This window comes from Enterococcus cecorum (assembly GCF_052119425.1).
Lineage (GTDB): Bacteria > Bacillota > Bacilli > Lactobacillales > Enterococcaceae > Enterococcus_E > Enterococcus_E cecorum_C.
Genome location: NZ_JBQKFH010000001.1, coordinates 36,457 through 54,974 on the forward strand (window position 1 = coordinate 36,457; position 18,518 = coordinate 54,974).

The 18,518-nt window shown below is 37.6% G+C and carries 20 protein-coding genes; 19 read left to right on the plus strand and 1 reads right to left on the minus strand.

Annotated features, from left to right (window positions below; genetic code table 11):
• The first annotated feature begins 65 nt into the window (after positions 1–65).
• The 10 genes from ACTQZM_RS00120 to recN all read left to right on the plus strand — a co-directional run bounded on the left by ACTQZM_RS00120 (position 66) and on the right by recN (position 8,546).
• The gene (locus ACTQZM_RS00120; protein ID WP_441652504.1) at positions 66–1,133 is read left to right on the plus strand and encodes a M24 family metallopeptidase; all 1,068 of its coding nucleotides are present in this window, start codon (positions 66–68) and stop codon (positions 1,131–1,133) included.
• A gap of 95 nt (positions 1,134–1,228) precedes the next feature.
• Complete coding sequence (locus ACTQZM_RS00125) at positions 1,229–1,654, plus strand: Asp23/Gls24 family envelope stress response protein (protein ID WP_016251177.1); 426 nt, start codon at positions 1,229–1,231, stop codon at positions 1,652–1,654.
• The gene (nusB, locus tag ACTQZM_RS00130) at positions 1,647–2,090 is read left to right on the plus strand and encodes a transcription antitermination protein NusB (protein WP_441652505.1); all 444 of its coding nucleotides are present in this window, start codon (positions 1,647–1,649) and stop codon (positions 2,088–2,090) included. Before ACTQZM_RS00125 ends, nusB begins: the two co-directional genes overlap by 8 nt.
• A 91-nt stretch (positions 2,091–2,181) precedes the next feature.
• Complete coding sequence (locus ACTQZM_RS00135) at positions 2,182–3,033, plus strand: bifunctional methylenetetrahydrofolate dehydrogenase/methenyltetrahydrofolate cyclohydrolase (RefSeq protein WP_441652506.1); 852 nt, start codon at positions 2,182–2,184, stop codon at positions 3,031–3,033.
• Entirely contained in the window at positions 3,030–4,370 is a 1,341-nt protein-coding gene (xseA, locus tag ACTQZM_RS00140; RefSeq protein ID WP_441652507.1) for an exodeoxyribonuclease VII large subunit, read from the plus strand. The genes ACTQZM_RS00135 and xseA overlap by 4 nt, the downstream gene beginning before the upstream one ends.
• 8 nt (positions 4,371–4,378) lie before the next feature.
• Positions 4,379–4,603 carry an exodeoxyribonuclease VII small subunit gene (locus ACTQZM_RS00145; protein WP_016251181.1) on the plus strand — a complete coding sequence of 75 codons (225 nt, stop codon included), beginning with the start codon at positions 4,379–4,381 and terminating at the stop codon, positions 4,601–4,603.
• A complete protein-coding gene (locus ACTQZM_RS00150; RefSeq protein WP_441652508.1) occupies positions 4,596–5,474 on the plus strand; it encodes a polyprenyl synthetase family protein in 879 nt (292 codons plus the stop codon). Before ACTQZM_RS00145 ends, ACTQZM_RS00150 begins: the two co-directional genes overlap by 8 nt.
• A gap of 3 nt (positions 5,475–5,477) precedes the next feature.
• The gene (locus ACTQZM_RS00155) at positions 5,478–6,293 is read left to right on the plus strand and encodes a TlyA family RNA methyltransferase (protein ID WP_047342200.1); all 816 of its coding nucleotides are present in this window, start codon (positions 5,478–5,480) and stop codon (positions 6,291–6,293) included.
• Between the two features lie 103 nt (positions 6,294–6,396).
• Positions 6,397–6,843, plus strand: a complete 447-nt coding sequence (argR, locus tag ACTQZM_RS00160; RefSeq protein WP_441652509.1) for an arginine repressor — start codon at positions 6,397–6,399, stop codon at positions 6,841–6,843.
• A gap of 20 nt (positions 6,844–6,863) precedes the next feature.
• Positions 6,864–8,546: a DNA repair protein RecN gene (gene recN / locus ACTQZM_RS00165; protein ID WP_441652510.1), complete on the plus strand. Its 1,683-nt coding sequence runs from the start codon at positions 6,864–6,866 to the stop codon at positions 8,544–8,546.
• Between the two features lie 383 nt (positions 8,547–8,929).
• On the opposite strand, the gene ACTQZM_RS00170 is transcribed toward recN, so the two are convergent.
• Positions 8,930–9,067 carry a DUF4044 domain-containing protein gene (locus ACTQZM_RS00170; RefSeq protein ID WP_376716553.1) on the minus strand — a complete coding sequence of 46 codons (138 nt, stop codon included), beginning with the start codon at positions 9,065–9,067 and terminating at the stop codon, positions 8,930–8,932.
• A gap of 184 nt (positions 9,068–9,251) precedes the next feature.
• Between ACTQZM_RS00170 and ACTQZM_RS00175 the strand changes: the two genes are divergently transcribed.
• From ACTQZM_RS00175 to ACTQZM_RS00215, 9 genes are all read left to right on the plus strand, one after another.
• Positions 9,252–9,611, plus strand: coding sequence for a DUF3397 domain-containing protein (locus ACTQZM_RS00175; protein WP_349281552.1), 360 nt, complete (start codon positions 9,252–9,254; stop codon positions 9,609–9,611).
• A 180-nt stretch (positions 9,612–9,791) separates the two neighbouring features.
• Entirely contained in the window at positions 9,792–10,223 is a 432-nt protein-coding gene (gene mraZ / locus ACTQZM_RS00180) for a division/cell wall cluster transcriptional repressor MraZ (RefSeq protein WP_016251188.1), read from the plus strand.
• 24 nt (positions 10,224–10,247) lie between these two features.
• A complete protein-coding gene (gene rsmH / locus ACTQZM_RS00185) occupies positions 10,248–11,204 on the plus strand; it encodes a 16S rRNA (cytosine(1402)-N(4))-methyltransferase RsmH (RefSeq protein WP_248624151.1) in 957 nt (318 codons plus the stop codon).
• 4 nt (positions 11,205–11,208) lie between these two features.
• Complete coding sequence (gene ftsL, locus ACTQZM_RS00190) at positions 11,209–11,622, plus strand: cell division protein FtsL (protein WP_171379037.1); 414 nt, start codon at positions 11,209–11,211, stop codon at positions 11,620–11,622.
• The gene (locus tag ACTQZM_RS00195; protein WP_441652511.1) at positions 11,623–13,842 is read left to right on the plus strand and encodes a penicillin-binding transpeptidase domain-containing protein; all 2,220 of its coding nucleotides are present in this window, start codon (positions 11,623–11,625) and stop codon (positions 13,840–13,842) included.
• Between the two features lie 16 nt (positions 13,843–13,858).
• Complete coding sequence (mraY, locus tag ACTQZM_RS00200; protein ID WP_441652512.1) at positions 13,859–14,821, plus strand: phospho-N-acetylmuramoyl-pentapeptide-transferase; 963 nt, start codon at positions 13,859–13,861, stop codon at positions 14,819–14,821.
• Between the two features lie 17 nt (positions 14,822–14,838).
• Positions 14,839–16,194, plus strand: coding sequence for a UDP-N-acetylmuramoyl-L-alanine--D-glutamate ligase (gene murD / locus ACTQZM_RS00205; protein ID WP_441652513.1), 1,356 nt, complete (start codon positions 14,839–14,841; stop codon positions 16,192–16,194).
• 17 nt (positions 16,195–16,211) lie between these two features.
• Positions 16,212–17,309, plus strand: a complete 1,098-nt coding sequence (gene murG, locus ACTQZM_RS00210; RefSeq protein ID WP_441652514.1) for an undecaprenyldiphospho-muramoylpentapeptide beta-N-acetylglucosaminyltransferase — start codon at positions 16,212–16,214, stop codon at positions 17,307–17,309.
• Entirely contained in the window at positions 17,310–18,425 is a 1,116-nt protein-coding gene (locus tag ACTQZM_RS00215; RefSeq protein ID WP_441652515.1) for a cell division protein FtsQ/DivIB, read from the plus strand.
• Positions 18,426–18,518 lie beyond the last annotated feature (93 nt).

Here is an 18,518-nt window from a genome sequence, read left to right on the forward strand (position 1 = left end):
AAGTCAATGATTTAATGTGTTTTTTGTGTTAGAATTAAAAATATCTTAGAGAAGAGAAGGTAGATATGATGATTCGAGTAGAAAACTTACGCAAATTAATGAGAGAAAATGATTTAGAGGCTTTTTTAGTGACTAGCCCATATAATTTGCGCTACTTAACAAACTTTACAGGAACAACAGGTTTAGCCGTGATTACATTAAATAATGCCTACTTTGTCACTGACTTCCGTTATACTGAACAAGCAGCGATGCAAGCAAAAGGCTATACCATTGTGAAAAATACTGGTCCAATCTTTGAAGAAGTAGCTAAGATTTGCACACAAGATGAGTTGAAGAATCTAGCCTTTGAAGAAAGCTTTGTGACTGTCAGAGATTATGATCAATTAGAAGATCTAATCCACGAAACTTCTTTAGTGCCAGTGAGCGGATTAATTGAATCTTTACGTGAAATTAAAGATGAAAAAGAAGTCGAAATCACGAAAAAAGCTTGCGAAATCGCGGACAAAGCCTTTTTACACATTCTTGACTATGTAAAACCAGGCATGAGCGAAATTCAAGTAGCAAACGAATTGGATTTCTTCATGCGTTCTTTAGGTGCAAGTGGTGTCAGCTTTGATACGATTGTGGCAAGTGGTTTACGTTCAGCTATGCCACATGGTGTTGCAAGTGAAAAATTAATTGAACAAAATGATTTAATTACGATTGACTTTGGTTGCTACTATCAAGGTTATGTTTCAGATATGACTCGTACGTTTGCAATTGGCGATCCTGGAGAAAAATTAAAAGAAATTTATCAAGTGGTATTGGAAGCTCAATTAAAAGTCATCGAAGCTGCTAAACCAGGCATGACTGGCGTTCAATTGGATGCAGTGGCTCGTGATCATATTGCTTCTTATGGCTATGGTGAAGCTTTTGGTCACTCAACGGGTCATGGGATTGGTCTAGAAATCCACGAAGGGCCAAATGTATCCTTCAGAGCAGAGAAAGCTTTTGTGCCAGGAAATATTATTACAGATGAACCAGGTATCTACTTACCGGGTGTTGGTGGGGTACGTATTGAAGACGACCTATTGATTACCCAAACTGGCAATGAAGTCTTAACACATGCACCAAAAGAATTAATTCTCTTATAATCTTGTTAGAATTACACCAAGCTATAGATTATCAGCGCATAAAATGATAAAATAGTTGTGAATGATAACTATCTGTTAGAATTGGAGGAAATGAGATGGCTGATGAAAAAGCTTTAAAATTAGATGTCCAAGATGAACTTGGCGAAATCGTCATCGCCCCTGAAGTTATTGAAATTATTAGTGGGATTGCTGCTTCTAAAGTTGAGGGCGTATATAAAATGCAAGGTTCTTTTGCTAATAATGTAACAGAATTGCTTGGTCGTAGTGTCTATGGTAAAGGCGTTTATCTATCAAACACTGAAGATGGAATCCAAGTAGATGCTTATGTGAGCGTAAAATATGGCGTTTCTGTCCCTAAAGTAGCGACCGAAATCCAACAACGTATCAAACAACAAGTCTTATTCATGACTGATGTGACTTTAGCTCAAGTCAATGTGCATATTGTAGCAGTTATTCCTGAAAAGCAAGAAGCAGTGAATTTAGACGAACTTTTTGATGATAATGAGGACGACAATGAATAAAGAATTATCCAGACATCAAATCCGTGAAATGGCCATTCAAGCTTTGTTTCCGTTAAATTTTAACCAAGATTTAACGAAACAAGCGGCGATTAACCATGCAATTGAATTGAATTTAGTGGACCAATTAGATGATGAACAAGCTAGTTTTGTGCCGCCATACTTAGATGTATTAGTCAGCGGTGTGTGCGATAACCAAGCGACCATTGACCAATTAATTGAAAACCACTTAAAACCAGGTTGGAAGATTAGCCGCTTAGCAAAAATGGATGTCACAATATTACGTTTAGCAATTTTTGAAATGAAATATGTAGACGATGTACCGAATAATGTTGCTTTAAATGAAGCAATTGAATTGGCAAAAACCTTTAGTGATGAAAAATCGCGTCGTTTTGTCAATGGTCTTTTATCTGCAGTGAATCAAGAATTACAAGCATAAGTAGGTTAGACCGAAATTTCTCAAATTTGGAAACACAAATCGGGGGAATTTCGGTTTTTTAAATCTAAAAAATAAAAAGGGGTTCTAATAAATGCATTTATTGAATGGAAAAGAATTGGCACAAAAATTACAGCAGGAAATGACGCAAGAAGTAACTGAATTGAAGGAAAAGGGACTACAACCTGGACTAGCCGTGATTTTAGTTGGTGAAGATCCAGCAAGTCAAGTGTATGTCCGTAATAAAGAACGTGCAGCAAACAATATTGGTATGTATTCGGTCGTGTATCGTTTACCTGAAACAACTAGTGAAGCAGATTTGATTGCTAAAATTGAAGAATTGAATCATGATGATAAGGTTCACGGCATTTTAGTACAGTTGCCGTTGCCAAAGCATATTAATGAAGATTTAGTGCTTGATACCATTGATCCAGCTAAGGATGTCGACGGTTTCCATCCAATGAATTTAGGAAATCTTTTTGCTGGCAAACCTACGATGATTCCATGTACACCAGCCGGAATCATGGAGTTAATTAAACTTTCGGGCATAGATTTAGCTGGGAAAAATGCTGTGATTATTGGCCGCAGTAATATTGTTGGTAAACCTATGGCACACCTCTTACTACAAGCAAATGCGACAGTGACGATTTGCCATTCGAAAACCAAGGATCTTCCTAGAGTAGCGAAACAAGCAGATGTTTTAGTCGTAGCGATTGGTCGTGCGAATTTTGTGACCGCTGATTTTGTCAAAGAAGGCGCAGTTGTGATTGATGTAGGAATTAATCGCGATGAAAATAATAAATTAACAGGTGATGTGAAATTTGATGAAGTCGCACCGTTGACTAGCTACATTACGCCGGTTCCAGGTGGCGTGGGCCCGATGACGATTACGATGTTGATGCGCCAAACGATTGATGCGGCTAAGAGAAAGGAAAATGTTCGTTGAGTCAACCAGAATATTTAACGGTGAGTGCCTTAACGCGTTATATCAAGACGAAATTTGATAATGACCCTTACATGAAACGTGTTTATTTAACAGGGGAGATTTCAAATTTTAGAAAAAGACCGAACCATCAGTATTTTTCACTTAAAGATGACCATGCGAAAATATCGGCCGTGATGTTTCGAGGACCATTTAGTAGGGTGAAATTCGATGTCCAAGATGGGATGAAAGTCTTAGTGGTCGGTTATGTTTCGGTGTATGAAGCTTCTGGAAGTTATCAGATTACGATTGAGCATATGGAACCAGATGGCATCGGGGCACTATATCAAGCTTTTGAACAATTAAAAGAAAAGTTATCTAAAGAAGGTTTGTTCACAGCACCGAAAAAGCCTTTACCAAGATTTCCAAAACGTATTGGGGTCATTACAAGTCCTTCTGGGGCGGTGATTCGTGATATTATGACGACGATTAATAGACGTTATCCGATTGCCCAAATTATTCTATATCCGACCGTCGTGCAAGGGGATCAGTCCGCCGATGATTTGGTGCGTAATATTAAGCGTGCCGATGAGTCGGGCAATTTTGATACCTTGATTATCGGACGTGGCGGGGGTTCGATTGAAGATTTATGGCCTTTTAATGAAGAAAAAGTAGCTAGAGCGATTTTTGCTTGTCAGACACCCATTATTTCTTCGGTGGGTCATGAAACAGATACGACGATTGCAGATTTCGTGGCGGATGTCAGGGCAGCTACCCCAACTGCGGCGGCCGAACTTGCAGTGCCTGTGTTAAGTGAAGAAATAATGAAGATTGATCAACAAAAGATGCGTTTAATGCAAGCTTTTGCCAATCAATTGAAATTAAAAAATCAACGCTTAAATCGGGTGCAACAAAGTTATGTCTTTGCCCAACCGCATCGTCTTTATGAGGCGCAATCGCAAAAACTTGACCAATTGCAACAGCGGCTAACGAGTAGCATGCAAGGTCAAGTCCATCAACAAGAACGTCGCTATCAACAATTAAGTCAACGTTTAGTCCAACAAACACCTAGTCATCGTTTGCAAAATGAGCAACAAAAGCTAGGATATCTAACGGAAAGTTTGCAACGTCAAATGCAACTACTTTTCCAAAAGAAAGTGCAAGACTTCAATCAAGCTTTGGTTTCACTGGATTTATTAAGTCCTCTAAAAACCATGCAGCGTGGATTTAGCTATACAACAGTGGATGAGCAAGTGGTTAAAAGTGTTGAACAATTAGCCCCTAACCAAGAAATTACCGTACATTATGCCGATGGTACAATTCAAGCGCAGGTGCAATCCATTCAGAAAAAAGAAAAGTGAGGAAAATCATGTCAGAATTAACTTTTGAACAGTCTTTACAACAGTTAGAACAAATTGTTTCGCAACTAGAGCGTGGCGATGTGCCGTTAGAAGAAGCTTTAGATGCTTTTCAAAAAGGAATGGTTTTATCTAAACAATGTAAAGAACAATTAGCCAATGCCGAAAAAACGTTGGCCAAAATGATGACCGACGCCAATCAAGAAGTGCCATTTGAAGAGGCTAAAAATGAATAAGGAATTAACTCAGGCGATGCAGCAAGTCGAAACCTTAATGGAGCAGTTAGTCCTGGATTCGACCAATGATGAATTGCTTGCTAAAAGTATGTGCTATTCCCTTGCAGCAGGTGGCAAGCGAATTCGTCCGCGAATCTTTTTAGCGACTTTACAAGCATTTGGTGTACCTCTAGAGGAAGAAGCCTTAAAAATTGCAGCAGTTATCGAAATGATGCATACTTATTCATTGATTCATGATGACTTGCCAAGCGTGGATGATGATGATTTACGTCGTGGGAAACCAACCAATCATAAAGTTTTTGGAGAAGCCATGGCCTTATTCGCTGGCGATGCTCTATTGACTTTATGTTTTGAGATATTGGCTCAGTTAAACTTACCGGCATCTATCAAGACTCAGTTGATTGCGCACTTATCCAGAGCAGCTGGTCCTTCTGGGATTGTGGCTGGTCAAGCAAGTGATGTCCAAGCAGAAAAGCAGCATGTCCCGTTAGAACGATTAATCCAAATTCACGAGCGAAAAACGGGTGCACTGTTACAATATTGTTTTGTTGCTGCCGGGATTGTCGCTGGTGGATCAACGGAACAATTGACATTACTGAAAACATTAGGGATGGATGTTGGGATTGCCTTTCAAGTGCGGGATGATTTACTAGACATATTAGCAACCACACAAGAACTAGGCAAAACAGCTGGGCGCGATATTGAACTGGAAAAAAGTACGTATCCTGCGTTACTAGGCATCCAAGGAGCAAAACAGGCTTTAGCTGATTACTTGTTGAAAGCCAAACAAGCTTGTCAGATGCTCGCTGAAGACGGAATGGATATGACTGAGCTAGTAAAAATCATTGAAAAATTAGAATTGAGGGATTAATACTTGAAAAAAGAACGAGTAGATGTCCTTTGTGTGATGCAAGGATTATTTGATACCAGAGAACAAGCCAAGCGCGGAATTATGGCCGGCTTAGTTTATAATGATAAGCACGAACGCTTGGACAAACCTGGTGAAAAAATTGATGCCAGTATGACTTTAGAAATTAAAGGAAAAAAACTTCCTTATGTTTCTCGAGGGGGCCTAAAATTAGAGAAAGCCTTAAAAATTTTTGATTTTACAGTTAAAGATAAAATCGTTTTAGACATTGGCGCTTCAACCGGTGGCTTTACCGATGTGGCTTTGCAAAATGGTGCGAAGTTAAGTTATGCCTTAGATGTTGGCTATAATCAGTTGGCTTGGAAGATTCGTCAAGATGAACGAGTGGTTGTGATGGAGCGGACGAATTTTCGCTATAGTAAACCTACAGACTTTTTAGAAGGATTACCACAAGTGGCGACCATCGATGTTTCCTTTATTTCTTTAAGTTTGATTTTGCCGCCTTTATATGAGATTTTAGTGGCAGACGGTGATGTCATGGCTTTAATCAAACCGCAATTTGAAGCAGGAAAGGAATTTGTCGGCAAACACGGGATAGTCAAAGATCCAAAAGTGCATCAAGCCGTGATTGAAAAAGTGATTGATCTTTCGCTTGAGACTGGTTTTTCAGTTGAGAATTTAAGCTTTTCACCGATAACCGGCGGCGAGGGCAATATCGAATTTTTAATCCATCTGAAAAAAGCGAGTTTACCGGCAAGTGTTTCAAGTAATGTGGATGTCGCTGAGGTAGTAAGACAAGCGCATGAACGTTTAGAAAAATAGTGAAAGTTAGACCATGTAGAAAATAAATGCTGCATGGTCTTTTTGTCCTATTCATGTTATAATCGATTTCATGAATAAAAATAAATTTGGAAGGGGTAACGTAATGCGTAAAAAAGATCGACACCGTTTAATTATCCGTTTATTAAACGAATTTGCGATTGAAAAACAAGAAGATTTTGTCGATATTTTGAAAAAGCATGGGGTAGAAGTGACACAGGCAACTATTTCGCGTGATATCAAAGAGTTGAAGTTAGTAAAGATTCCAGCTGCTGATGGAAATTATCGCTATAGTTTACCACAAGAATCAAATGAAGATTTGTTTAATAAATTATTACGCTTATTAAGAACGGCTTGTATTGCAGTTGATTCCATGGATAAAATGATTATGATTAAGACGATTCCCGGAAATGCTTCGGCGGTGGGCAATCTACTAGATAAATGTTTTAAAGAAGAATTATTTGGCTTACTTAATGATGATGATAGTATTTTGATGATTTTACGTACAGAACAAGATTGTGCGATGATTTATCAAAAATTACGCAACTTTTAAGCAGATTAGAGGGAAGAAATGTGATTTTAGAACTTTCTATACAAAATTTTGCGATTATTTCAGAATTACATTTGCACTTTAAGCCAGGGATGACTGCTCTCACTGGGGAAACAGGGGCGGGTAAATCAATTATTATTGATGCGATGTCACTATTAGCAGGAGCGCGCTCATCCGTTGATTTTATTCGCCAAGGCTGTGATAAGTCGATGATTGAAGGGATTTTCGAAATTCCCCAACAAGTGGAATTCACTCTTTTAGCGCAAGAGTTAGGAATTGACTTAGAGGAAGGATATCTGATTATTCAGCGCGATATCACTTTAAATGGTAAGAGTTTCAATCGGGTCAATGGGCGGACGATTACTTTAGCCAACTTGAAGCGAATCGGTGCATTTTTAGTCGACATTCAAGGGCAAAATGATCACCAACAGTTATTACAACCGGAAAAGCATTTGGATTTTGTCGATAGTTTTGCAGATGAGGCATTTAAGGAGAAAATCAAGCAGTATCAAGCAAAATTTAGTGAATATCAACAGTTAAAACAGCGTGTGCACAAAATTCAGTCTAATGAACAACACTACATCCAACGAATGGATATGCTGCAATATCAAAAAGAAGAACTAGAACAAGCGGCATTAGTTGAAGGGGAAGAAGAAGTCCTAACAGAAGAACGGGAAAAACTATTGAATTTCCAAAAGATTATGGATGCTTTTGCGCAATCACATCAAGCACTTGTGATGAATGAGTCGAATTTATTGGATGGTATCTCACAGGTGGGGGATTTATTACAAGAAATTGCCCCAATCGATGCGGATTACGAAGCGTTAAATGAGCAAGTCCAAAATGCGTATTATTTGTTACAAGATGTCGCTACAGGGATATCTAGACAGATGGATTTGATGGACATGGATGAAGCGCGTTTAGAAGAAATTGAAGAGCGCCTAGCCGTCATCAAGAGGTTAAAACGCAAATATGGCGATACTATCACGAAAATGTTAGACTATCTTGCTGAAATTACAGAAGAATTGGAAGCAACGATGCAATCAGAAGACCAGCTAGATCAGTTAGAAGCACAATTGGCTGATTTAGAAAAAGCTTTGATGAGTGAAGCTGAGGCTATTAGTCAAAAGCGTCATGAGATTGCCTTTCATTTATCTAAGGAAATCATGCAAGAACTCAAGGAATTATATCTAGAAAATACCCAGTTTGAAGTTCGCTTTGAAAAAGAAAAACAGTTGCAAGCTCAAGGAATAGACCAAGTAGAGTTTTATTTGACTACGAATCCAGGAGAACCATTAAAACCTTTAGTGAAAGTTGCTTCTGGTGGCGAGCTTTCTAGAATTTTACTTGCTTTGAAGTCGATTTTTTCTCGTAGCCAGCAGATGACGAGTATCATTTTCGATGAGGTTGATACCGGTGTGAGTGGTCGGGTGGCCCAAGCGATTGCAGAAAAAATCTTAAATATTGCCCGTTCCTCTCAAGTATTGTGTATCACGCATTTACCACAAGTAGCGGCTGCGGCAGATAATCAGTATTTGATTCAAAAGCAAGTGCAAGATGGTCGTACTTCAACCACGGTTTTACCGCTAGATGAGAATCAAAGGGTAGAAGAAGTAGCGCGCATGCTTGCCGGTGCAGAAATTACTGATTTAACTATCAAACACGCACAAGAATTGATTACTACACTAGGCCAATTACGAAAATAAACAAATCATCGCTTGAGCAAAAAGAAAAGCCAAAAAAAAGAGGCGTAACTTGCAAAAACGCCTCTATTTTTTATAAGGTTGTAAATCGACTCGGTCAGCTACGAGCGGATAAGATTGTCCGACACGACGGGAAAGTCCGAGAAGTAAAGACTTTCCCAGGCGGGGTGGCTTGTACGCCGAAGTAGCTAGTCGATTTACACCGTCAAATAAGGTTGTGAGAAGGGTCGAACAGCTACAAGCAGCTAAGATTGTCCGGAATGACAGGAAAATCCATTAGTATTAAAGATTTTCCTAGGCAGGCCGGCTTAGATGCGATGTAGCTACCCTGCGAACACCGTCAAATAAGGTTGTGGGGTAGCTTGCTTTGCTACCCTGCGAACATTTTACATAAGTGCTGCTACCGTTGATAAGATGACGCCACCAATTGTGACAATCAACATTGCCCAAATAACTACTTTAGTGACTTTTTCAAAGGTAGACATCTTTTTCTTTTCATTCATACGATTTCGTCCTTTTTCCATTTTTTATAGTCTACAACCTATTATACGTTAATTCAAGGAAAAGGACAAAGAATTTTTAAAAAGTTTGAAACACCGATGTAAAGTTTGTGGTGTATATTAGTCTTGGCTTAATGGATAAAGAGGATTTTATGCATTTCTCGCCAAGCAATCATTAGGTAAATTTGAAGTAGAGAGGATTACATAAATGAATCATAGTACATTAGAATTATTAGGGTGGTTTGCTAGCCCAATATTATTATATATGGGATTGAATTTTATTGTTCATCGTTTTTCCTTAAAGCAGTTAATCAAAGTGAAATTAGCTGATATCATGGTACCAATCTTATTTATAGTAGATAATCATTTATCAAAATTGTTGTTTCACGAATCTATCTTAGCTTACTTATTTATTTCAGCTTTTATTTTAGGGATCGGAATTGCTGTGATACAGGCTTATTTCTATGATGAAATTAATTATCATGTGTATTTTAAGATGTTTTGGCGCTTTTTATTTTTATTACTGATTGTTTTCTATCTGTTTTTATTTATTTTAGCAATTATTTAGAAATTATTGAGAAAATCGTTTCCAAATCCATTTAAACTTTTTAAAATCTTTTAAAAAACTCTATTATGAAAAATTTTTGTTTTTTTTTATTAAGTTATATTAAATATTAGAGAAATAGTGGTAGAAAGTGGGGGAATGTGGTAGACTAAGGGTACTAAGTGGTAAATGGAGGAAATTTCGATGTTTATGGGTGAATTTCAACATTCAATAGACGCGAAAGGCCGTTTAATTATCCCTGCTAAATTTAGAGAAAAGTTAGGCGAAAATTTTGTCGTGACTCGGGGATTAGATGGCTGCTTATTTGGCTATCCTCAAGACGAATGGGAAAAGTTAGAGGCAAAACTAAACGAAATGCCCCTAGCTAAAAAAGATGCTCGCCTTTTTGTGCGCTTCTTTTATTCGGCTGCCACTGAATGTGAACTTGATAAACAAGGCCGCATTAATATCCCACAAAGCTTACGTCAACATGCCAATTTAGAAAAGAGTTGTGTGATTGTTGGGGTAAGTAATCGTATCGAGATTTGGGATGAAACACGTTGGCAAGCATTTACGGATGCTGCTGAAGAAAACTTTGACGAGATTGCTGAGTCAATGATTGATTTTGGATTATAAAAGATTGAAATGAGGATTTAGAGAATGGTTCAGTTCCAGCATTATACAGTGATGAAACACGAAACCGTAGATGCACTTGAGATTAAACCAAATGGTATATATGTAGATTGTACGCTTGGTGGAGCTGGCCATAGTGAATATATCTTATCTCAATTATCGAGTGAAGGTCATTTATACGCCTTTGACCAAGATCAAAAAGCCATTGACCATGCAAAGATTCGCTTGGAAAAATATGTAGATGCCAATCAAGTGACATTTATTAAGGCGAATTTTCGTGAATTGCAAGTGCGTTTAAATGAATTAGGTGTAAATGGCGTAGATGGCATTATTTATGATTTAGGGGTTTCTTCGCCACAACTAGATGAAGCTGCGCGTGGATTTAGTTATCACCAAGATGCACCTTTGGATATGCGTATGAATCAAGAAGCTGATTTTAGTGCTTATCATGTTGTGAATGAATATAGCTATCAAGAATTAGTAAAGATTTTCTTTCGTTATGGGGAAGAAAAATTTTCAAAGCAGGTTGCTCGTGAAATAGAGAGAGTACGTGAAAAACACCCAATTGAAACAACGGGTGAACTAGTGGATATTATTAAAAGCGCGATTCCCGCTCCGGCTAGACGTAATGGCGGACATCCGGCCAAACGGATTTTTCAAGCGATTCGTATTGCGGTCAATGATGAGCTAGGAGCAGTGGAAGAATCTTTAGAGCAAGCAATCGCATTATTAAACCTTAATGGCAGAGTAAGTGTGATTACTTTCCATTCATTAGAAGATCGTATCGTAAAGACGATGTTTAAGGAATACAGTCAAGTGCGTGATTTACCACCTGGCTTACCTGTGATTCCAGATGAATACAAACCTATCTTAAAGTTAGTGAATAAAAAACCAATTACTGCCTCGAAAGAAGAATTAGCAGAAAATAATCGTTCGCGCAGTGCAAAATTGAGAGTGGCGGAAAAAATAATGATAAAGGAGTAGGAAAATGGCTGAATTGAAGTATGAAGATTATTCATTTGATATCGATCCATCAATGAATCAACAAGTAGAACAAATGAATAACTTTGTGATCGAAGAAGTCAAACGTCCTGCTATCAAAGTCGTCGGTGATTCGGCGTCGAATAAATTAGCACGGATTAGCTTAGTCGAAAAAATGATTGCTGTTTCTATTCTTCTTTTCGTCGTTTTTGTGGCTCTAGTAATGATTTATGTTCGTACTTCAATTAATCAGATGGAACATGATATCTCAATAGTTGAGAATGAAATTACAGTGAATGAAAAAGAAATTACTCGCTTACAGCAAGAAAAAAATGAACTATCAAAAGCTGATAGAATTAAACAAATTGCTGAAAAATTAGGGTTATCAATTAATGATGATAATTTAAGGAAAGTGAAGTAAATGACTTATAAACAAAAATTTGATAAGTTTCTTAAAAAAAAGAATCTAACTACTACGAACAACCGCAAAAAAGTCGGAATCTTATTCTTTCTTACCACTATTGCGTTGTTCTTTTTATTTGTTTTACGTTTGGGCTACATAGTACTAGTCGGTAATGTAGGCGATGTATCTTTAAAGCAGCGTACGACCGAATTATATAAAGGTTCAGAAGTGATTGCGGCCAAGCGAGGGACCATTTATGATCGAAATGGCATTGCGATTGCTGAGGATGCCACCTCTTATTCTGCTTATGTGGTACTTTCTGACACCTATGTACAAGGAAAGACCAAATTATATGCTGAGCAAAAAGATTTTAGTCAGATTGCAGAAGTGCTACATGATACGGTTGGTACCAGTAAAAGTAAAGTAGAGAAAATTTTGAATACGGCTTATGACAAAAAAGTACGTCCTTATCAAGTAGAGATTTCGGCTGCTAAAGATATTACTTTGCAACAAAAAGAAGCGATTGAAAAAGAATTAAAATCGCGTAAAAGCAAAGGGCTATATTTCAATAGTCATCCTTCGCGAATCTATCCAAATGGCCAATTTTCTTCTCATTTAATTGGTTATGCTGATATTGCTGTGAAGAATAATGAAGAACGCTTAGTCGGAAAACTTGGCATTGAAGAAGCGTATAATGATGTCTTAAAAGGTACAGATGGCAAGATTACCTATCAAAAAGATAATTATCAAAACCCATTGCCTGGTACGGTTGCTGAGAAAAAGGCTGCAGTTGATGGAAAAGATATCTATACTACTTTAGATAGTCGTCTCCAAACTTATTTAGATTCTTTATTGACTGAAGCTTACAAGAAAAGCAAGCCAGAAAACATGACTGGTGTCTTAATGAATGCGAAAACTGGGGAGATTTTAGCCGCTGCCCAACAACCTTCTTTCAATCCTGAAGATAAAGCAACATTGGGTGGCAAAGATTTTACTTGGTTGAATTTATTATTACAAGAAACATATGAACCCGGGTCAACAATGAAAATCCTAATGACCTCAGCAGCGATTGATCAAGGGGTATTTAATGAATATGAAAGTTATCCATCTGGTCAAATCAAGATTGCTGATACGGTGATTGATGACTGGGATCACGGGGCCTTAGGGACATTAACCATGCGTCAGGCGCTTTCTTGGTCTAGTAACAAAGGGATGGTTATGTTAGAGCAACGTATGCAAGATCGCTGGCAAAGATATTTAAAACAATTCGGCTTTGGTCAAAGTACAAATGCTGGTATTCTGGGTGAAAGTCCGGGAATGTTGCCAGAAGATAATGTGGTTTCGCATGCGATGACATCCTTTGGTCAAGGTATTGCCGTGACAAACTTCCAAATGTTGCAAGCATTTACGGCAGTTTCCAATAATGGGACTATGGTCAAACCACACTTTATTAAAGAAATTGTCGATCATACAACCAATAAAAAGGCGATTACCCAAACAGAAGTCGTCGGTAAGCCAATTAGTGAAAATGCTGCTCGTAAAGTACGCGAATATATGCGTGATGTTGTCGAAAATAAAGATTATGGTAGTGCTTATGGTGAATATAGCGTGCCAGGTTATAATATTTCGGCTAAAACGGGTACTGCGCAGGTCGCTTCAGATTCTGGCGGATATTTACAGGGGGAAAATTCTTACCTATATTCTATTGTATTAATGGTTCCTTCTGAAGAGCCGGAATATGTTTTATATCTAACGGTGAAATTGCCAAAAGAAAATGATGGAACGATTTTACCAAGTGTGGCAAATCCATTGTTAAAACGTGCGATGGACCTTCAAGATGAAACGGTAGCCACACCTGAAACTACCGAAAAGAGTACTGAAAAAGTAACCGTGGATAAATTCACAGGCATGAGTAGTGTAGATGCTGCAAATCTAGCCGAAAAACGTGGCCTAGATGTCGTGGTCATTGGTAATGGTGAAAAAGTGACGACACAATCATTGAAAGCCGGCATCAAAGTCTTACCAAATGAAAAAATCATCCTTTTAGCGAAGGGTGAAAATGCTTATATGCCAGATGTGTCTGGTTGGTCGAAAGCTGACCTAGTGAAGCTTGGAAGTATTTTAGATATCAAAGTGAAATTTAATGGTAGTGGTTATTGTATCAATCAAAGTATTCAACCTTATGAAACTTTAACAGATAAAAAATCAATTACCTTTACCTTAAAAGAAAATGATTAATAAGTAGGAGTTAATGATGGAACTAACAAAATTTTTCTTACCTTTTGCAAGTGGCTTTGGCTTGACCTTTGCCTTTATGCCACTGTTTATTCATTACTTTCAGATGAAAAAATATGGTCAAGAGATTCGTGATGAAGGACCAAAATGGCATAATGTAAAAGCTGGTACCCCGACGATGGGGGGTTTTGTATTTAGCTTAGCGGCGATTGTAAGTAGTATTTGGGCAGCTGTTTGGCTAAAACTGTTAACCCCTACGCTATTTATTTTACTATTTGTCTTTCTTCTCTATGGCACACTGGGCTTTTTAGATGATTTTATTAAGATTTTTATGAAACGAAATCTTGGTTTAAAATCTTTACAAAAGCTAATCGGCCAAATCATTGGTGGGGTAGTCTTTTACCTAGTCTTTTTAGCTGATAAACAACCAAACACGCTAAACTTCTTTACAATTGAAATTCCATTATCTTATCTATATGGTTTGTTTATCGTTTTTTGGTTAGTTGGTTTTTCAAATGCAGTCAATTTAACAGATGGGATTGACGGTTTAGTCTCTGGATTAGGCACAATTTCTTTCTTAACGTATGCGATAATCGCTTGGCATCAAAAACAATATGATATCTTTCTTGTATGTATTAGTGTGGTGGGTGGCTTAGTTGGCTTCTTCCCATATAATCATAAACCTGCTAAAATTTTCATGGGGGATGTTGGTTCACTAGCTTTAGGGGGGCTTTTGGCTTCGATTTCGATTTTATTACATCAAGAATGGACCTTATTATTAGTTGGCTTAATCTATGTGATCGAAACAGCTAGTGTGATGTTGCAAGTGACTTCCTTTAAATTAACAGGCAAACGTATCTTTAAGATGTCACCGATTCACCACCATTTTGAGATGAGTGGTTGGTCAGAGTGGAAGATCGATATCGTATTCTGGTTGATTGCTGTGATTTGTTCAGTGGTCACTTTGATGATTGTATTGTAAAAAGCGAGGAATGAAAGATGAAGAAAGTGACAAAATTTCAAAATGAAAAAGTATTAGTTTTAGGATTAGCAAAGAGCGGAGTAAGTGCGGCCAAATTGTTACACGATTTGGGTGCACTTGTTACCGTTAATGATGGTAAACCTTTTAATGAAAATCCTCAAGCACAGGAATTGTTAGAAGCCGGCATTACCGTTATTACCGGTAGCCATCCGATTGAATTAGTGGATGAAGGATTTAGTTTAATGGTCAAAAATCCTGGTATTCCTTATACCCATCCAATGGTTGCGCGTGCTCTAGAACTTCATATTCCGGTGATTACTGAAGTGGAATTGGCTTATTTGATTAGTGAAGCACCTATTATCGGTATTACTGGAACCAATGGTAAAACCACAACGACTACGATGATTGCGACGATTTTAAATGAAAATCGTACAAAAGGGCAAGCACGTTTGTCAGGAAATATCGGCTATCCAGCTAGTTCTGTGGCCCAAGAAGCAACAAATGATGATGAGCTAGTGATGGAATTATCTAGTTTCCAATTGAAAGGGACACGAAGCTTTCACCCACATATCGCGGTGATTACGAATTTATATGAAGCGCATATTGATTATCACCAAACGCGAGCTGATTATGTAGACTCAAAATGGAAAATCCAAGCGAATATGACTGCGGATGATTATCTTGTACTTAACTGGCAACAAGAAGAAGTTCGTGAATTAGCTAAAACAACCCAAGCACAAGTAGTGGCATTTTCAACAACTGAAAAAGTCAATGGCGCCTATTTGCTAGATGGCAATTTGTACTATAAAGATGAGTTGGTCATGCCAGCTGATCAATTAGGGGTTCCTGGTAGTCATAATATTGAAAATGCCTTAGCTGCAATTGCGGTGGCTAAATTAATGCATGTTGAAAATAGTGCAATTCAAACCGCACTTAGTCAATTCCATGGCGTAAAACACCGGACGCAGTTTATTAAAGAAATTGCTGGGGTGCGCTATTACAATGACTCTAAAGCAACTAATATTTTAGCTACACAAAAGGCTTTAGCTGGTTTTGATTTGAGCAAGGTTGTATTATTAGCTGGTGGATTAGACCGTGGCAATTCTTTTGATGCCTTAATTCCTAGTTTGAAGGGTTTAAAAGCAATTATTTTATTCGGTGAAACCAAGGATAAATTAGCTGATGCGGCGAAACAAGCAGGAATTACCTCTATTACAATGACCGAAAATGTCGAAACAGCAGTCCCTATTGCAGCTAAATTAGCGCAAGCAGGCGATATCGTCTTATTATCACCAGCCAATGCTAGCTGGGATCAATATCCAAACTTTGAAGTCCGTGGTGATAAATTTATCGCGGCAATCGAAAAATTATAAGAAATGAGCGGAAATTCATGAAAATATTATTAACCGGTGGGGGAACTGGTGGCCATATTTATCCGGCTTTGGCTTTTATTAAGTATGTTAAATCAGTGGATCCAACAAGCGAATTTATGTACATCGGAGCAAAACGTGGATTAGAAAATAAAATCTTGCCACAAACGGATATTCCTTTTCAAACCTTAGAAATTCAAGGCTTTAAACGCAGCTTGTCAGTGGATAATCTCAAAACATTGCAACTCTTTTTTAGAAGTATGCGTCAAGCGAAGAAAATATTGCGAGATTTTCAACCAGACGTCGTGATTGGTACTGGTGGCTATGTTTCTGGTGCAGTGGTATTCCAGGCTAGCCGCATGCATATTCCGACAATTATTCATGAGCAAAACAGCGTACCTGGGATTACGAATAAATTTTTAGCGCGCTATGTGGATAAAATTGGGATTGCTTTTAGCGATGCGGGACAGTATTTTCCACTAGCCAAAACAGAACTAGTCGGTAATCCACGCGCGCAAGAAATGCAAGGAATCGTTCGCAGTGATGTTTTGTCGCAATATGATTTAAAACCAGGTGTTAAGACGGTTTTAATTTTTGGTGGGAGTCAAGGTGCCTTAAAAATTAATCAAGCCGTTGTCAATGCCTTACCTACTTTGGCAAAAAAAGATTATCAAGTGCTATATGCTTCAGGTGAAAGATATTACCAACAAATTGAAGAAGAAATCGGGATGTCCAAGGATGCCTTTGTGAACATTTCCATTCAACCTTATATTCACAATATGGCAGAAGTGATGGCTAATTGTGATTTACTCATTGGACGTGCCGGAGCGACTTCCATTGCTGAGCTAACTGCGCTTGGGTTACCATCGATTTTAATTCCAAGTCCTTATGTAACCAATGATCACCAAACGAAAAATGCCAAAAGTTTAGAAAAGATTGGTGCAAGTAAGGTGATTGCAGATGCGGACTTAACTGGTGAACGTCTGGTGCGAGCGATTGACTCAATTATGAATGATGATACGCTTTTACAAAGTATGTCTAAAGCGTCTAAGAGTCAAGGAATTGTGGATGCCTCACAAAGGCTGTATAAGCTCGTTTTAGAAGTAACTGAAAAGTAGGTGAAGACTATTAGTACGAAAGATGAAAAAAATCAAAATTCTATGAATCATAAAGATAGTCAGCAAAAACCTACTCCTTGGCAAGAAGCTCATCAAAAATACTTAGAAGAAAAGAGATTGATGGATAAAATCCTGAAAAACAATCAAGAGCAAGAAGAATCAGAATCTCTAGCAGAATCTAGTGAAGAAGTTGAGCAGCAAGAAAATCAAGAGCAAGAAAAAAATGAACGTCCCATGATTGAAATCCTCTCTTCAGAAAAGCCAACTGAGTCGATTCGTGAAAGTGAAAATACCAGTTTTTCTGATAAGTTGCCTAAGATGAAGGATTATCGTCAGCGAAAACTACATCGTCGTCTAACGTTGATTATTTTATTGTTTCTCATTCCTCTAATAGTTTGTATTTATTACATTTCGCCTTTGGGTCAGTTATCAAAGGTAAATGTTGTACATAATCAGCAAGTTGCAAGTGAGCAGATTGTGAAAACAGCGAATTTTAAAATAAATGAACCATTATGGGAACAATATTTTGCACGTCAAAATGCGATTAATAAAATCAAAAAAATTTCTCCTTGGATAAAAGCAGTCAATGTGAAAGTTGTTCATTTCAATCAATTTCAAATCAATGTGACTGAATATCCAAGAGTGGCTTATTTACTCACTGGCGATAAGTATTATGATATTTTAGAAAATGGCCAAGTGTTGAAAAATCCGATTGCCCAAGATCAATTACAAAGTGGTTTACCGATATTGGAAGGATTTACTTCTAAAAAATTAATTTTAAAAACCTTGAAAGCTTATCACAAATTGCCAGAAGAATTTAAACAAAGCATTTCACAAATTAAATCCACCCCACGCGCGGAAAATGATCAATTATTAACCTTAAATATGAATGACCAAAATCAAGTGTTAATCAATATTGATCAATTAACGAAAAAATTACCTTACTATGCCAAAGTTGCTAGCAATATGCAAGAACCTGGAATTGTAGATATGGAAGTCGGTTTATTCTCTTATCCTTATCCAAAAGAGGAGAAAAAAACAGGGGATAGTTCAGAGCAAACGACAGATAGTGACTCTGAAAATAGTGAAAGCGTTCAAGAAAATCCACAAGCATAAGATTCTTTAAAGAAATTTGCAGAAATTAGGATTTTTTTATATAATTTATCGCTACCTACTTTTTAAAATTGGGTAAAAATGTTAGAATTGTAA

What these genes read in the sequence shown, in the direction of transcription:
- ACTQZM_RS00135 (WP_441652506.1), top strand. Translation starts at nt 2,182, where the DNA reads ATGCATTTATTGAATGGAAAAGAATTGGCACAAAAATTACAGCAGGAA.
- ACTQZM_RS00195 (WP_441652511.1), top strand. Translation starts at nt 11,623, where the DNA reads ATGACTTATAAACAAAAATTTGATAAGTTTCTTAAAAAAAAGAATCTA.
- mraZ (WP_016251188.1), top strand. Translation starts at nt 9,792, where the DNA reads ATGTTTATGGGTGAATTTCAACATTCAATAGACGCGAAAGGCCGTTTA.
- ACTQZM_RS00125 (WP_016251177.1), top strand. Translation starts at nt 1,229, where the DNA reads ATGGCTGATGAAAAAGCTTTAAAATTAGATGTCCAAGATGAACTTGGC.
- rsmH (WP_248624151.1), top strand. Translation starts at nt 10,248, where the DNA reads ATGGTTCAGTTCCAGCATTATACAGTGATGAAACACGAAACCGTAGAT.
- ACTQZM_RS00150 (WP_441652508.1), top strand. Translation starts at nt 4,596, where the DNA reads ATGAATAAGGAATTAACTCAGGCGATGCAGCAAGTCGAAACCTTAATG.
- ACTQZM_RS00175 (WP_349281552.1), top strand. Translation starts at nt 9,252, where the DNA reads ATGAATCATAGTACATTAGAATTATTAGGGTGGTTTGCTAGCCCAATA.
- ACTQZM_RS00120 (WP_441652504.1), top strand. Translation starts at nt 66, where the DNA reads ATGATGATTCGAGTAGAAAACTTACGCAAATTAATGAGAGAAAATGAT.
- murD (WP_441652513.1), top strand. Translation starts at nt 14,839, where the DNA reads ATGAAGAAAGTGACAAAATTTCAAAATGAAAAAGTATTAGTTTTAGGA.
- argR (WP_441652509.1), top strand. Translation starts at nt 6,397, where the DNA reads ATGCGTAAAAAAGATCGACACCGTTTAATTATCCGTTTATTAAACGAA.
- ACTQZM_RS00145 (WP_016251181.1), top strand. Translation starts at nt 4,379, where the DNA reads ATGTCAGAATTAACTTTTGAACAGTCTTTACAACAGTTAGAACAAATT.
- ftsL (WP_171379037.1), top strand. Translation starts at nt 11,209, where the DNA reads ATGGCTGAATTGAAGTATGAAGATTATTCATTTGATATCGATCCATCA.
- ACTQZM_RS00170 (WP_376716553.1), bottom strand. Translation starts at nt 9,067, where the DNA reads ATGGAAAAAGGACGAAATCGTATGAATGAAAAGAAAAAGATGTCTACC.
- nusB (WP_441652505.1), top strand. Translation starts at nt 1,647, where the DNA reads ATGAATAAAGAATTATCCAGACATCAAATCCGTGAAATGGCCATTCAA.
- murG (WP_441652514.1), top strand. Translation starts at nt 16,212, where the DNA reads ATGAAAATATTATTAACCGGTGGGGGAACTGGTGGCCATATTTATCCG.
- mraY (WP_441652512.1), top strand. Translation starts at nt 13,859, where the DNA reads ATGGAACTAACAAAATTTTTCTTACCTTTTGCAAGTGGCTTTGGCTTG.